Annotated in this window: 13 protein-coding genes; 5 read left to right on the forward strand and 8 right to left on the reverse strand. The window is 68.1% G+C overall.

The features are described 5' to 3' along the window. Positions 1 to 62: 62 nt before the first annotated feature. A complete protein-coding gene (locus KF907_RS04515) occupies positions 63 to 683 on the reverse strand; it encodes a carbonic anhydrase (protein ID WP_291218621.1) in 621 nt (206 codons plus the stop codon). Positions 684 to 885: 202 nt separating this feature from the next. Between KF907_RS04515 and KF907_RS04520 the strand changes: the two genes are divergently transcribed. The 3 genes from KF907_RS04520 to KF907_RS04530 all read left to right on the forward strand — a co-directional run bounded on the left by KF907_RS04520 (position 886) and on the right by KF907_RS04530 (position 4,148). Next, a complete protein-coding gene (locus KF907_RS04520) occupies positions 886 to 1,815 on the forward strand; it encodes an ABC transporter ATP-binding protein (protein ID WP_291218623.1) in 930 nt (309 codons plus the stop codon). Continuing rightward, complete coding sequence (locus tag KF907_RS04525; RefSeq protein ID WP_291218625.1) at positions 1,812 to 2,573, forward strand: ABC transporter permease; 762 nt, start codon at positions 1,812 to 1,814, stop codon at positions 2,571 to 2,573. Before KF907_RS04520 ends, KF907_RS04525 begins: the two co-directional genes overlap by 4 nt. A 198-nt stretch (positions 2,574 to 2,771) precedes the next feature. Further along, entirely contained in the window at positions 2,772 to 4,148 is a 1,377-nt protein-coding gene (locus KF907_RS04530; RefSeq protein ID WP_291218627.1) for a CSLREA domain-containing protein, read from the forward strand. A gap of 42 nt (positions 4,149 to 4,190) precedes the next feature. Here the strand turns inward: KF907_RS04530 and KF907_RS04535 are convergent, their stop codons facing one another. Together KF907_RS04535 and ubiE are read right to left on the reverse strand one after the other, a co-directional pair. Continuing rightward, positions 4,191 to 6,044, reverse strand: a complete 1,854-nt coding sequence (locus tag KF907_RS04535) for a M1 family metallopeptidase (protein WP_291218631.1) — start codon at positions 6,042 to 6,044, stop codon at positions 4,191 to 4,193. 97 nt (positions 6,045 to 6,141) lie between these two features. Next, on the reverse strand, positions 6,142 to 6,891 hold the full coding sequence (ubiE, locus tag KF907_RS04540; protein WP_291218633.1) for a bifunctional demethylmenaquinone methyltransferase/2-methoxy-6-polyprenyl-1,4-benzoquinol methylase UbiE: 750 nt from the start codon (positions 6,889 to 6,891) through the stop codon (positions 6,142 to 6,144). A 151-nt stretch (positions 6,892 to 7,042) separates the two neighbouring features. Between ubiE and KF907_RS04545 the strand changes: the two genes are divergently transcribed. Next, complete coding sequence (locus KF907_RS04545) at positions 7,043 to 7,840, forward strand: hypothetical protein (protein WP_291218635.1); 798 nt, start codon at positions 7,043 to 7,045, stop codon at positions 7,838 to 7,840. Between the two features lie 117 nt (positions 7,841 to 7,957). Here KF907_RS04545 and KF907_RS04550 read toward each other — a convergent pair whose 3' ends face one another. The 5 genes from KF907_RS04550 to bioF form a co-directional block, all read right to left on the reverse strand. Beyond that, entirely contained in the window at positions 7,958 to 9,391 is a 1,434-nt protein-coding gene (locus tag KF907_RS04550; protein WP_291218637.1) for an amino acid permease, read from the reverse strand. Positions 9,392 to 9,518: 127 nt separating this feature from the next. Next, entirely contained in the window at positions 9,519 to 10,400 is an 882-nt protein-coding gene (gene bioC, locus KF907_RS04555) for a malonyl-ACP O-methyltransferase BioC (protein WP_291218638.1), read from the reverse strand. After that, positions 10,397 to 11,173, reverse strand: coding sequence for a pimeloyl-ACP methyl ester esterase BioH (gene bioH / locus KF907_RS04560; RefSeq protein WP_291218640.1), 777 nt, complete (start codon positions 11,171 to 11,173; stop codon positions 10,397 to 10,399). Before bioH ends, bioC begins: the two co-directional genes overlap by 4 nt. Beyond that, the gene (locus KF907_RS04565; protein ID WP_291218642.1) at positions 11,170 to 11,574 is read right to left on the reverse strand and encodes a DUF7079 family protein; all 405 of its coding nucleotides are present in this window, start codon (positions 11,572 to 11,574) and stop codon (positions 11,170 to 11,172) included. Before KF907_RS04565 ends, bioH begins: the two co-directional genes overlap by 4 nt. Continuing rightward, positions 11,571 to 12,791: an 8-amino-7-oxononanoate synthase gene (gene bioF / locus KF907_RS04570; RefSeq protein ID WP_291218644.1), complete on the reverse strand. Its 1,221-nt coding sequence runs from the start codon at positions 12,789 to 12,791 to the stop codon at positions 11,571 to 11,573. Before bioF ends, KF907_RS04565 begins: the two co-directional genes overlap by 4 nt. Positions 12,792 to 13,176: 385 nt before the next feature. Between bioF and KF907_RS04575 the strand changes: the two genes are divergently transcribed. Further along, positions 13,177 to 14,556 carry an NAD(P)/FAD-dependent oxidoreductase gene (locus KF907_RS04575; protein WP_291218646.1) on the forward strand — a complete coding sequence of 460 codons (1,380 nt, stop codon included), beginning with the start codon at positions 13,177 to 13,179 and terminating at the stop codon, positions 14,554 to 14,556. Positions 14,557 to 14,585: the final 29 nt, after the last annotated feature.

The raw sequence follows: 14,585 nt of genomic DNA on the forward strand, positions 1-14,585 counted from the left end.
CTTGGCGCGAAGCGCGTCGAGCAGGTCTGCAAAGGGCGGGTCATGCAGACGCCAGTGTGGCGTCAGGTATCGAAGAACTCGACCAGGCCGGTCTCCAGCGAGTACTCGGCGCCGACCACCATCAGGCCCTCGTCGGCGATCAGGTGTTCGAGCACGGCAGAACCCGTGCGCAAGTGGCCGACCGACATGCGGATGTTGGTGCGCACCGAATGGCGCACGAGGGCATCGTGGTCTTCGATCAGGCCGGTATCGAGCAGCGACTGCACGGACGGCTTGATGCGGTTGACGATCGAGCCGAGATTGCGGTGGCGATGGTCGGGGGCGCGGCCGAGCTCTTCGATCGTGGTCAGGATCGCGCCGCAGTTCGAGTGACCCAGCACGACGACCAGGCGCGTGCCATAGCGTTCCGCGGCAAATTCGACGCTGCCGATCTGCGAGGGCGCGACGATGTTGCCTGCAACGCGGATCACGAACAGTTCGCCAAGGCCCTGGTCGAAGATGATCTCGGCCGGCACGCGCGAATCGGAGCAGCCGAGGATGATCGCGAACGGCGACTGCCCGGCGGCAAGTTCGCGCCGGCGCGAAGTCGAGGTGGCCGCTTCGCTGCCGCTGGCGTCGCTGGCGAAGCGGCGGTTGCCTTCGCGCAGGCGTTCGAGGGCTTCCTGCGCACCGATCACCGACATGCCCGCGTTCCGTGGTGGCGCGGCGACGCGAACAGATCCGGCGCAACGGGCATGGTCGGCTCCACCCTGGACAGACCCGCGATCATAGTGGGTCTGGGCCGTTGCCGGGGACGGTCGGGCCCGGAAAAGCGGACCGCGTTGCTCTCGGGCGCCTCGTTCTCCATTCTCCACGGCCCGATCCTGATCTTCCGGAACCACGCGCATGCTGCCGATCATCTCGATCGACCGTGTCGGCAAGACCTACGCCTCGGGCCACGTGGCCCTGAAGGACGTCAGTCTGGATATTCGCCGCGGCGAGATCTTCGCCCTGCTCGGCCCGAACGGTGCCGGCAAGACCACCCTGATCGGCATTGTCTGCGGCATCGTGCGCGCGAGCTCCGGCACGGTCGTGGCCGACGGCCACGATATCGTGCGCGATTACCGCGCCGCGCGCGCGGCGATCGGCCTGGTGCCGCAGGAACTGCATACCGATGCCTTCGAGTCGGTCATGGCCACGCTGAGGTTCAGCCGTGGTCTGTTCGGCAAGCCGCCCGACCCAGCCCTGCTCGAACGCCTCCTGCACGAGCTCGCCCTGTGGGACAAGCGCGATGCGCGGATCATGACCCTGTCGGGTGGCATGAAGCGCCGCGTGATGATCGCCAAGGCGCTCGCGCACGAGCCGAAGATTCTGTTCCTCGACGAGCCAAGCGCCGGCGTCGACGTCGAGCTACGTCACGGCATGTGGCAGATGGTGCGCCGCCTGCGTGACGCCGGCACCACGATCATCCTGACCACGCACTACATCGAGGAAGCCGAGGAGATGGCCGACCGCATCGGTGTGATGCGCAGCGGCCAACTGGTCGTCGTCGAGGAGACGTGCATGCTGATGCGCAAGCTCGGCAAGCGCCAGCTCAGCCTGAGCCTCGCCCAGCCGCTGGCCGAACTACCGGGTGCGCTCGCCACGCTGCCGCTTGCGCTGTCCGACGACCGGCAGTCGCTGATCTACACCTTCGATGCACATGCCGGCGATGCCGGCATCGCCAGCCTGCTCGCCCGCCTTGGCGAGCACGGCATCGCCTGGAAGGACCTGGCCACGCGCGAAAGTTCGCTCGAGGACATCTTCGTCGACCTCGTGCATGGAGCCCGCACATGAACCTGTATGCGATCCTCGCGATCTACCGCTTCGAGATGGCGCGCACGTTCCGCACGTTGACCCAGAGCATCGCCTCGCCGGTGCTGTCGACTTCACTCTACTTCATCGTGTTCGGCGCCGCGATCGGGTCGCGCATGGGCGAAATCGACGGTGTGAGCTACGGTGCCTTCATCATCCCGGGCCTGCTCATGCTCTCGCTGCTCAGCGAAAGCATCTCGAATGCTTCGTTCGGCATCTACATGCCCAAATGGGCCGGCACGATCTACGAGCTGTTGTCAGCACCGGTGTCGTGGCTCGAGGCGGTGATCGGTTACGTCGGCGCGGCGGCGACCAAGTCGCTGATCCTCGGCGTGCTGATCCTGGCCACTGCGCGCGTGTTCGTGCCGTATGAGATCGCGCATCCCGTATGGATGGTCGGGTTCCTCGTCCTCACCGCGGTCACCTTCAGCCTGTTCGGCTTCGTCATCGGCCTGTGGGCCGATGATTTCCAGAAACTGCAGGTGATCCCGCTTATGGTGGTCACCCCGCTGACCTTTCTCGGCGGCGCATTCTATTCGATCGAGATGCTGCCGCCGTTCTGGCAGAAGGTGACCCTGTTCAACCCGGTCGTCTATCTCATCAGCGGTTTCCGCTGGAGCTTCTACGGCATCGCCGACGTGCACATCGCGGTGGCGACGGGGATGACCCTGCTGTTCCTCGCGATCTGCCTCGGCTTCGTGTGGTGGGTGTTCCGCAGCGGTTGGAAGTTGCGCTCCTGAAACGGACGAGGCAAACACCACGCGCTGCCGCCGGTGCCCCGGCGCGGGAGTGGCGCGGCCGGACCCGACGTGAGACCGGTCCGGCCCTTGCCTGAGGGAGTTTGCCGCCGGATTGCGATTGAGGAGAACGAGCAGGAAGCGCGACCGGATACCGGGAGCGAACCTGACCGCATTCTTCTTCGATCAAGGGAGCCCCTCATGAACGTATCGTCGAACCTGCGCACGCCGTTGTCGGCGGCGCTCGCCGTTCTGGCTTTCGGTTGCGCCAATGGCGCGCAGGCGGAAATCCGGGATTCCACGGGATCCACGCGTGGCAATGTGCTCACCGTGAACAGCCTGGCTGACAACACGACACCCGGCGACGGCCTGGTCACGCTGCGCGAGGCGATCATCGCCGCCAACGCCGACGGCACCACCGATCTCGGCCAGACCGGCAACGGCGCCGACATCATCGACCTGTCGGCGCTGTCCGGCACGATCCAGCTCGGCTCCAGCCTGCCGGCGATCAGCAGCGACATCACCCTGTTCGGTGCCGGCAGGGATCAGCTGACGATCAGTGGTGATGACGGCGCGGGCACTCGGAATCGCATCTTCTTCATCGATGGTGGCGACCTGCAGCTCATCGATCTGGCATTGCGTCACGGCTTTGCCCGAGGTGGCAACGGCGGCACCTGCCAGCAACGCTCCGGCTGTGGCGGTGGCGGTGCCGGGCTCGGCGGTGCGGTGTTTCTCAACGACGGTTCCCTGCGCATGTTCGCGGTCCGCGTAAGCGACTCGATCGCTCGCGGCGGCACAGGCGGCAGTCGCAGCTTGCCAGCAGGTTTCGATGGCGGCGGTGGTGGTGGTGGAATCCTGCTGCCCGGTGGCGCGCCGGCGAACCAGCTTGGCGGCGAGGGCGCACACGGCAACCCGCTGGCGGGACTCGGTGGCTCACCGGGCATCGCCGCGATGGGTGCCTCGAACGGCGGGGACGGCGCCGGCGGTGGTGCCGGCAGCTATGGTGTGGAGGTCAGCACGGTGCCCGGAGACGGCGGCTTCGGCGGCGGTGGCGGCGGTGGCGGTTACTCGTTCGGCAGCGGTGGTCCGTCGCCCGCGGGCGGGGCAGGCGGATTTGGCGGTGGCGGCGGCGGGCGTGGCGCAAAGGGCTTGAGCATCGACGGCCCCGGCGGACCCGGCGGCGAATTCGGTGGCTTGGGCGGCAGCAGCTCCGGCGAGGGCAACGTCGGTGGCGGTGGCGGTGGCGGTGCCGGGCTCGGCGGGGCGATCTTCGCCCGCGCAGGTAGCGCCGAGCTTCAGGACGTCATCTTCAGCGGCAATCAGGCCGAGCGCGGCGCGGCCGGCAGCCAATCCGGTGGCAACAACGCAGGTTTGCCCGGTCAGGGCAAGGGCGGCGCGCTCTTCATTCTTCCGGGGGCGGTCGTGACCGCGCTTGCGCTGGACTTCGACGGTAATTCAGCCGCGGATTCCTCGGATGAGGGCTACACGCCGGGCGTCTCCGTGGACACCCGGGACGTCCACGGCCTCATCTCCGACATCGACAGGATCTTCGCCGCCGGTTTCGAGTCCGTGCCGTGAAACATCGGGGCCGGTCCGCGCCGACCCCGGTTTCGTGCCGGCTCAATCCTTGATGCCGAGGACCTTGGCCACGCTGCCGCGCGTCAACGGGTGGTAACCCGCCTTGGCTTTCTCGAATACGCCGATGGCGAACTGCTTGCCTTCGTCGGTCTTCGCGAGGGCCTCGTAGATCGGCAGGATCAACTTGCGACGACCGATGCGCTGGATGAAGGTGGCGATCTGTGGGCGCGCGTCGGCATAACCGGCGCGCACCGTGGCCACGTACCAGCGGAATGCGACTTCGCCGTTGCCGGTGCCGGTCAGTTTCCAGGCCTGGTCGAGCGCCTTCATCTGATCGACGGTGGGTTTTTCCGGCAGCGCATTGATGAACCGCAGCCATTCGTAGGTGACCCAGTTTCGCGCCGGAATCTTCTTCGCTGCCAGCTTGCCGGCGAGGAAGTCGGCAGCGGCCTTGTCGACGATGTCGAAGCGTGCCGAATGCGCGACCGGGGCATTGGCCGGAACGCCGATGCCGTGCAGCCACTCGTCGAGTTCGGCGAGGCCGACCTTGCCGGGATGCCGGCTGGCGAGTTCGCGTTCGTAGAAGGCCAGGAAGTCGGTGGTGACCACGCTCTGAAAGGCGTGCTGGTCGAACCACGCGCGCACGAACGGATCGAACGCGTCACGTCCGTAGCGCGATTCGAGGAAGCGCAGGAACCAGCGCCCCTTGTCGTAGGGCACGCCGGTCAGGCCGTCATCCGGATCGATGCCGGTGAGGTCGGTGACGAGGCGCTGCTCATTCGGCGTCATGTCGGCGAGTTCGCTGCGGAGCTCCTGGTCATCGACGACGAGCTGCATGGTTGCCACATCCTTGCCGTAGACGGCCTCGACGATGCGGTTCTCGACATAGGTGGTGAAGCCTTCGTTGAGCCACATGTGCTGCGCATTGGCATTGGTGACGAGATTGCCTGACCACGAATGTGCAAGTTCGTGGGCGATCAGGCCGACCAGGCTCTTGTCGCCGGCGATGATTGTCGGCGTGGCGAAGGTGACGCGCGGGTTCTCCATGCCGCCGAACGGGAAACTGGCCGGCAGCACGAGGATGTCGTAGCGGTCCCAGCGATACGGGCCGTACAGCGACTCGGTCGCGGCGATCATCGCCTCGGTGTCCGCGAACTCCCGCGCTGCACGCGTCACGACCGCAGGTTCGGCGTAGACGGCCGTGCGCGGGCCGGTCTTGCGCACGGCCAGTTCGCCCACCGCGATAGCGAGCAGATAGGACGGAATCGGTTGCTTCATCTCGAAGCGGAAGTCGCCGTTCAGCGCGTGGGCGACATCGTTGTCCGCACTCATGATGACGCGCAGACCCTTCGGGGCCTTGATGCGGGCGGTGTAGGTAAAACGTACCGCCGGGGTGTCCTGCAGCGGTACCCAGCTGCGCGCATGGATCGCCTGTGACTGCGAGAACATGAACGGATGCTTGCGGCTGGCGGTCTGCGCCGGCGTCATCCACTGCAGGCCCGAGGCGATCGGCTGCGTGCGGTAGTGGATGCGCACGACCGGTTCGGCCTTGTCGAGCGCGATGCGCAACGCCGAGCCGAAGATCGCGTCGCGCTCGTCGAGCGTGAACTTCGCCGCGGTCGTCGTGCCGTCTGCAGCGACGGCTTCGATGCGCTCGATGACGAGGTCGCGCGTGTCGAGAACGAGGCTGCGTGCCGCGTCGTCGTGCCAGTCGAGCGCGAGTTCGGCGGTGCCGGCGAGCTCACGTTGGTTGAAGTCGACCTCGAGCTCGAGGTCGAGCGCGCGCACGCTGACGACGCCTGGCTGCGCATAGCTGTGCGGGTCGGTTTCGGCGTGGGCGGGGTGGGTGGCGGCGAACGCGAGGATCGAAGCGGTGAACCAGCGGCGGAAGGACATGCGGACTCCGGGTGGTGCGAGGTGCAGGCCCCTCGAACCCAGGGGCCGGTAGGGATCCGGGAAAGCCGAGCGTCACGGCAACGCAGGCATTCCCGGCTCAGATGCGGTAGCCACGATGGATCGCGACGATGCCACCGGAAAGGTTGCGCACGTCGACGCGGGCGAGGCCGGCGCTTTCCATCATCGCGGCCAGCGTGGCCTGGTCGGGATGCTTGCGGATCGACTCGGCAAGGTAGCGGTAGCTCGCCTCGTCGCCGGCGATCATCGCGCCGAGGCGCGGCAGCACCGAGAACGAATGGATGTCGTAGAGCGGCTTGAGCAACGGTGCCTTGACCGTCGAGAACTCGAGCACGAGGGCGCGGCCACCGATCTTCAGCACGCGCTGGATCTCGGCCAGGGCGCGTTCCTTGCGGGTGACGTTGCGCAGGCCGAAGGCCATGGTCACGCAGTCGAAGCTACGATCCGGGAACGGCAGCGCCTCGGCGTCGAGCTGCACCCAGTCCAGCCCGCGCACGAGGCCGCGGTCGGTCAGGCGGTCGCGGCCGACCTTGAGCATGTCGCCATTGATGTCGCCGACCACGACCTCGCCCTGGTCACCGACCCGCGGCAGCAGCAGTACGGCGATGTCGCCCGTGCCGCCGGCGAGGTCGAGCACGCGATCGCCGCGGCGCACGCCGCTGGTGGCGACGAAGTGGCGCTTCCACAGCCGATGCACGCCAAAGGACATGAGATCGTTCATCAGGTCGTACTTGCGCGCGACCGAGCTGAACACTTCGCCGACGAGGCGAGCCTTGTCCCGTTCAGGGACGTCGCGGAAGCCGAAATGGGTCGTGCCGGGCTCGTTCATGCGCGCATCCTACCCGATCCACCCGGCCCGACCGTCCTGGGGATTGATCAGAACATCCCCCAGGGATGCCCTGATCAAGGCGGCAAGGGTAGAATCCGCCGTTCGCGCCGCCGCGCACCGCGTCGGCCACCCCTGATCCAGGATCCACGTGATGAACCGAGTTTCCCTCGCCGTCGCCAGCAGCTTCGCCTTGCTGTTCGGCGGCAGTGCCGGTGCGCAGCCGCTCTACAGCAACGGTGCATTCGTGACCCATCCGCAGGCACACGTGTCAGGCGAGGACGTGAGCCTGGCTCAGGACGTGACCTATCCGGGCTACACCGCGCTTGGCTTCAGCGCCGGTCCGGAATGGCGTCTGGCCGACGATTTTGGTGTCCCCACGGGCCAGATCTGGACGATCGAGGCGATCACCCTGTTCGCATACCAGACCGGTACCGAGGCGCCCTTCACCGATGCGCGCGTGATCGTCTGGAGGGGCGTGCCGGACTTCGCTCCAAGCGAGAAGCTGTTCGACGGCACGGCCTCGAACGTGCTCGGTGACTCGATGCCCGGGCCGTACCGCATCGCCCAGTCCGTGCAGGCGACGGGGCCGTTCACCGATACCGCGCGTCGGGTGCAGGCATTGACGATCGAGCTGCCGGAACCGCTCGTGCTGGAAGGCGGCAGCTACTGGGTCGACTGGTCGTTGCTCGGCGCACAGGCCGCGAACCCCGTCTATACGCCACCGGTCAGCATCCTCGGGCAGGCGTATACCGCGGTTGGCGGATTCGCCCGCCAGAAGTGCCCGACCACCGTGGTCCAGCCCGACTGCGTGCCCGGTTCGTGGCGCCTGTTCGAGAACGGTTCGTCGCCGAACCTCGTCGACTTGCCGTTCCTGCTGATCGGCACGAGTTTCCTCGACAGCATTTTCGTCGACGGCTTCGACACCCTGCCGGACGACGACGATCCCTGAGCTGCACCGGGCACATCGGCCGCTGCGGCGACTGATCGCGTCATTTCGCCGAGCGCGGCCGAAGCGGCTCGACACGGCCTGGATTCGGTCGGCTCGGCTCGGGTCCGATGGACTTGCTCACTCGCGCCCCAGGCGGCTGTGGCGGATGCCGTAGCCGAAGTAGACGACCAGACCAAGCAACAGCCAGATGCCGAAGCGCTCATAGGTGTGCAGCGGCAGGCCCGAGATCAGCCAGATCGAGAAACCGATGCCGAGGATCGGCACGACCGGTACCCACGGCGTACGGAACGCGCGCGGCAGCTCGGGCCGACGCACGCGCAACACCAGCACCGAGGCGCAAATCACGATGAACGCGGCGAGCACGCCGATGTTGACCATCTCGGCCAGCTCGCCGATCGGGAATGCGCCGGCGGCCAGGCCGGTCAGCACGCCGAGGATCAGGGTCGGCCGGTACGGCGTGCCGTACTTCGGATGCGACTTGGCGAACCAGGCCGGCAGCAGGCCGTCGCGCGCCAGCGCATACCAGATGCGCGCGGCGCCGAGCATGAAGGCGAACACCACGCTGATGATGCCGGTGACCGCCGTCACCGAGATCGCGATGCCGACCCAGGTCAGGCCGATGGCATTGAACGCATTCGCCACCGGCGCGTCATTGCCGAGCGTCGAGTAGTGGGCCACGCCGGTCAGCACGAACGAGATCGTCAGGTACAGCGCCATCGAAATGCCGAGCGAGAGCAGGATCGCGCGTGGCAGGTCGCGTTGCGGGTTCTTCGCCTCCTCGGCCGCCGTGGTCAGCGTGTCGTAGCCGAACACGGCGAAAAACACGACGGCCGCCGCGGTGACCACGCCGGCGAAACCGAAACGTCCGTTGCCGTCGGCGTCGACGATGCGCTCCGGGATGAACGGCACCCAGTTGGCCGGATCGACGTAGAACACGCCGACACCGATGATCAGGGCGACGCCGAGGATCTTGATGAGGACGACGATGGTGTTGATGCGCGCGCCGAGTTCGGTGCGCATGGTCAGCAGCACGGCGATCGCCATGGCGACAACCGCGGCGATCACGTTGAAATAACGACCCTCGCCGGTGCCGTAGGCGCCCTGTGCCCACACCGGCAGGCCGAGGCCGACCGCTTCGAGGATCTTCTGCAAGTAACCGGCCCAGCCGCTCGCCACCGCGGCAACGATTAGCGCGTATTCGAGCAGCAGATCCCAGCCGATCAGCCAGGCCGCGAACTCGCCGAGCACCGCGTAGCCATAGGTGTAGGCGCTGCCGGTGACCGGGATCATGCCGGCGAACTCGGCATAGCACAGCGCCGCGGCCGCGCTCGCCACGCCGGCGATCAGGAACGCCAGCGCCACCGCCGGTCCGGCGTTCGCCGCCGCCTGCTGTCCGGCCAGCACGAAGATGCCGACCCCGATGATCCCGCCGAGGCCGATGCTGGTGAGCTGCCACACGCCGAGCACGCGACGGAAATCGCGCCGCTGGCCAAGTTCGGCCTGCAGTTGTTCGATGCTCTTGTGGCGTGTGAGGCGCGCGATCAGGCTCATGGTGTTCCTCCCCGGAAGTGCGCCGGATCATAGACCGAAGCGGACGGCACCGTCCGCAGCACGCACGCGCGTGCGCACTCGATGTGGCGGAGCGTTGCGAGTCGACCGGGCCGAAGTTGATGAAGGTTCAGCGCGTGCTGCGACGCGTGCCGCGCAGGCGCTCGATCGGGAAGCTGGCAATCGCGCCGTCGGAGCTACGCCGGGGTTGACCCGGTTCGGGAGCGCGGGCGATGGCATAGACGACTTCCCAGGTCGCAGGCAGACGATCGCCCTGACGGAACTGCTCGTAGGCGTCGATCACTTTCTGCAGGCGGCCCTTGCCGGTGAGGCCACGCTCGCGTTCCGGGTCGGCGTTGGTGGCACCCAGTGCGCGCAGTTCGCGCATGAGATCGAGTGCGCTCGCGTAGGTCAGGGTGAAGCGGTCGCGTTCAAGCACGGGATCGCGGAAACCGGCAGCCAGCAGGGCGTCGCCGAGTGGATGCATGTCGAGGAAGCGACTGACGTGCGGCTTTGCATCGACTTCGGCGAACGCGGCACGCAGTTCGTGCAGGGTTTCCGGGCCGAAAGTGCTGAACAACACGAGCCCGCCCGGACGCAGCACGCGGCGAAAACCATCGAACACCGCATCGAGTCCGCCGCACCATTGCAGACACAGGTTCGAATGCAGCAGATCGATCGAGGCCTCGGCGAACGGCAAGGCTGCGGCGTCGGCGCAGACCCGCGCGAACGGGCGCAACCAGGTGCGATGGCGGCGCGCGGCGACCAGCATCGGCATGGCGAGGTCGATTGCGACGAGCTGCGCCTTCGGATAGCGCTTGCGCAGCAGCGCCGTGCCGCGTCCGGTGCCTGCCCCGACATCAAGCACGCGTTGCGGCGCAAGCGGATGCTCATCGAGCCGTTCGAGCAGGCGTTGCTGGACCTCGGCCTGCAACACCGCGTGGGCCTCGTAGCTGGCGGCGGCGCGGCCGAAGGCGCGGCGTACGTGTGTGCTGTCGAAGTGCTTGCTCATGGTCCGAGCTCGGCGGCGAGGGCGCCGATCGCGGTGGCGATCGGCGCGGCATGGGCGAGGAAGGGCGCATGGCCACTCGGCAGTTCGAGAAGGCGCGCGCGCGGCGCCTGTTGCGCCGCCCAGGCCAGCGCGCCCGGTGGCACCAGGCGGTCGCGGCGACCACCGATCCACAGGCTCGGCACACGCAGTTCGGCCAGCGTCGCGCGCAGGTCCACTGCATCGAGCAGGGCAAGGCCTTCACGCAACGCCTCGATGCGCGGCGCGCCCGGCGCGAACACCTGCGCGCGCAAGGCCCGCAGTTCCTCATGCGCATGTGGCGAGCCAAGTGTTTCCAAGGCGAGAAAGCGCTCGATCGCGTGTTCGAAGCGTGATTCCAGTGCCGCACCGAATTCGGCGAATACGCTTGCCGCCACGCCATGCGGCCAGTCGGCGGCGGCGACGAATCGTGGACTGCTGGCGATCGCGATGAGACCGCGGACATGCCGGGGATCGGCGAGTGCCGCGTGTACGGCGACGAGGCCGCCGAGCGACCAGCCGAGCCAGATTGCCGGGGGTGTGGCGGCGATGATGCGAGCGGCACAGGTGGCCGGGTCGAGAGCGCCGGGCGTCCACGCTTCGCGGCTGCGGCCATGGCCAGGCAGGTCAACCAGATGCACCCGCCAGTGCGTGGCGAGCACGTCGACCAGCGGCGCGAAAATGCCGCCGTGCATGGCCCAGCCGTGGATCAGAACCAGATCAGGGCCCGCGCCACACGTGGAGATCGCGAGCGTCATGACCCGGACTCGACGGGAAGCGGGATGGTCTGGCGACGTCCGTTGCGGTAGTCGGCGATGCGCGGCGCGAGTTCCTGCCACAGCGCATCGACGATGCCACGCATGATGAATCCGCGCGGCCGCAGCCAGCGCGGCCGCGCGTGGCGGCGCAGGATTTCCGCTTCGAGCCAATCGGGATCGAAACCGTTCCAGACACCGGCGCTGACGAACAGATTCGTGCGCAGCACGGGATGCACCTCGCGGCGCAGGATCGTGGCCAGCTCGTCGAGGTCGTAGTCCGAACGCGCGAGGTCGTGTGCGCAGTGCTCCACGAGCCCGGCCGTGTCGGTATCGAGATACAGCTCCGACAACGCCGCCCAGACCGGTCGCCGCCGAGCGAGGTCGTCACGCGCCTCGATCATGATGCGGCTCCACTGCGTGGCAGGCAGCGCGAGAGCGCGGCGAGCAGGCCGTCTATGTCTGCTTCGACATGTGCGGCCGACAAGGTCACGCGCAGGCGCGCGCTGCCTTCGGGCACGGTCGGCGGGCGGATTGCCGGCACGAAAAAGCCGGCCGCTTCCAGAGTCTGTGCTGCCTGCAGAGCCGCCACACTGTCGCCGACCAGGAGCGGCTGGATGGCCGTGCGCGACGGCAGCAGAGGCAGCCCGCGTGCCGCCGCACCGGCGCGAAACCGCTCGATGTTGAGCAGCAGGCGCTGACGCCGTTCGCCATCGTCGCGCGCGATGCCGACGGCTGCCAGACACGCCGCGGCGAGTGCCGGTGGCATCGCCGTCGTGTAGATGTACGGCCGCGCGAACTGCACGAGGCCGTCGATAAGCGAGGCTGATCCGGCGACGAAGGCACCGGCGACGCCGAGCGCCTTGCCGAGCGTTGCCATCAGCACCGGCGCCGCGGTCTCGTCGAGCCCGGACTCGGCGAGGCTGCCCGCACCGCGCGGACCGAGCACGCCAAGGCCGTGCGCATCGTCGACCATCAGCAAGGCCTGTTCCTCGGCACACAGCGCGGCGAGCGCGCGCAACGGCGCGATATCGCCGTCCATGCTGAACACGCCGTCGGTGGCGAGCATCGCCGCCGCACCGGGTCGTGTGCCGAACTGGCGTCGCGCGGCCTCCACGTCCGCATGCGGGTAGCGCTTGAGCTCGCAGCCGGCGAGGCGCGCGCCATCGATCAGGCAGGCGTGATTGAGCTTGTCCTGCACGCACAGCGCCGGGGTCGTGCGCGCCGTCGGCTCGGCCGGTGCGAGCAACGCCTGCAGCACGCCGAGATTGGCCATGTAGCCGGTCGAGAACAGCAGCGCGCGCGAGCGTCCGGTCCATGCCGCGAGTGCTTCTTCGAGCGCGGCGTGTTCCTCGCGATGGCCGCCGAGCAGGTGCGCCGCGCCGGCGCCCACGCCGGTCCGTCGCGCGGCACCGGCGAGCGCGTCGACGACTGCCGCATCGCGGGCCAGGGCGAGATAGTCGTTGCTGGCAAAGTCGAGCAGGCGGCGTCCGTCGACGAACAGGCTGACCGGTGCCGCGACGTCACGGCCGACCGTGCGCGTGCGGCGTCCGAGCGCGCCACCGACCCGGCGCGCGCGCGCATCGGCGAGTCCTTGCAGCAGGTCGGGGCGCGAGGTCACGGACGGTTCCGCATCAGCGCGACGAGCGCGGCGCGCGCTCTTCCGGCGCCATCCCCAAGGCGGGCGTGTGGACCTCGATCTCGCCGGGCATTTCGGCGAGGCGCACGAGCGGCCTCGCGGATCCGTCCACGGCGGCCTGCACGAGGGTGCGCGGTCTGCCCGCTCCGACGTCGTCCCCGGGGTGGCGACGAGACTGGAATCCGGCACGCCGGGCGGCACGCGCGTCCGCCTCGATCTCGAACAGGCGCAGGCTGGTGTGGTCCAGGCTCGTGCACCGGCGGCTTGCGCAAGCACCCGAAAACATCCGCGCAGCGGTCGAGCGGGGTTGCGCTCATGCGTGGCGGACCCTGGTCATGATGTCGATACGGGCGGGCGGAACATGCGTGTGCGGATTGTATCCGCGCACACGACGGCCGATCCGGACACGCCGCAGGTGCCGCGCGATACCCGTACACTCGATGTCGTGATGGCTGCGCGGCAACGATCCATGCATTACGACATCGTGGTGATCGGCGGTGGTGCCGGCGGGCTTGAGCTGGCCGCGCGGCTCGGCCGCAAGCTCGGTCGCAGGGCCGGGCGCGAGCGCGTGCTGCTGATCGACCGTTCGGTGTTCCACATCTGGAAGCCTTCCCTGCACGAGGTCGCCGCCGGCACGCTCGACGCGCACCAGGAAGGCCTGTCGTACATGATCCTGGCGCGGCGCAACCATTTCAGTTTCACCCTCGGTGACTTGGTGGACTTCGATGCGGCGGGCAGAAGCCTGTCCCTGGCCGAACTGCTCGACGACGACGGCCGTGTGCTCGTGCCGGCGCGCACGGTCAGCTTCACCCGTGCCGTGCTCGCGCTCGGCAGCGGTTCGAACCATTTCGGTACGCCGGGCGCCGAGAGCGCGTGGGTCCTCGAACAGACGGCCGATGCCGAACGGTTTCGCCGCCACCTGCTTGGCGCATTCACGCGCGCCGCGTTTTCCGAACGTCGCCAGCTCGGCATCGCCATCGTCGGCGGCGGTGCGACCGGGGTGGAACTCTCGGCCGAACTGCTCGAGGCACATGCCGTGCTGCAGGAGGGTTTCGGTGCCGAGCAGCGCTTCCGACTCGACATCACCCTCGTCGAAGCCGCACCGCGCATTCTCTCCGCCCTGCCCGAGAAGATCTCGAAGCAGGCGACTCGCGCGCTCGAACGCAAGGGCGTGCGTGTGCTGCCGGGTACGGCGGTAACCGAAGTACGACCCGATCGCCTCGTCACCGCGGATGGCGAGATCGAAGCCGACATCATCGTCTGGGCCGCCGGCATCAAGGCGGCTGCGACCAATGCGGGGTACGGCCTCGCCACCAACCGGCTCAACCAGTTCATCGTCGACGATCACCTGCGCACTTCGGCACCGGATGTCTACGCGCTCGGTGATTGCGCGCAATGCCCTTGGGGTGAACGCAGCGTACCCGCGCGCGCGCAGGCCGCGCACCAGCAGGCGGCCTATCTCGCCCGGGCGCTGCTTGCTGCGCTGCGTGAGCGCAGCGTCGACAAGCCCTATGTCTACCGCGACTTCGGCTCGCTGGTTTCGCTCGGCGAGAAGCGCGGCGTCGGCTCGTTGATGGGTGGTCTCGGCGGACCGAACTTCTTCGTCGAAGGCTTGGTCGCCAAGTTGGCCTACATGTCCCTGCACCTCGACCACCACCGCGCCATCCTCGGCATCGGCAACACGCTCGTGCTGGCGCTCGCGCGCCTGCTGCAGCGGCGTGTGTCGGGCCGGCTCAAGCTGCACTGAGGCACGCGATCCCCGCGCTGGGATCGGCG

Origin of the sequence: Dokdonella sp. (assembly GCF_019634775.1) — a bacterium.
Classification (GTDB): Bacteria; Pseudomonadota; Gammaproteobacteria; order Xanthomonadales; family Rhodanobacteraceae; genus Dokdonella.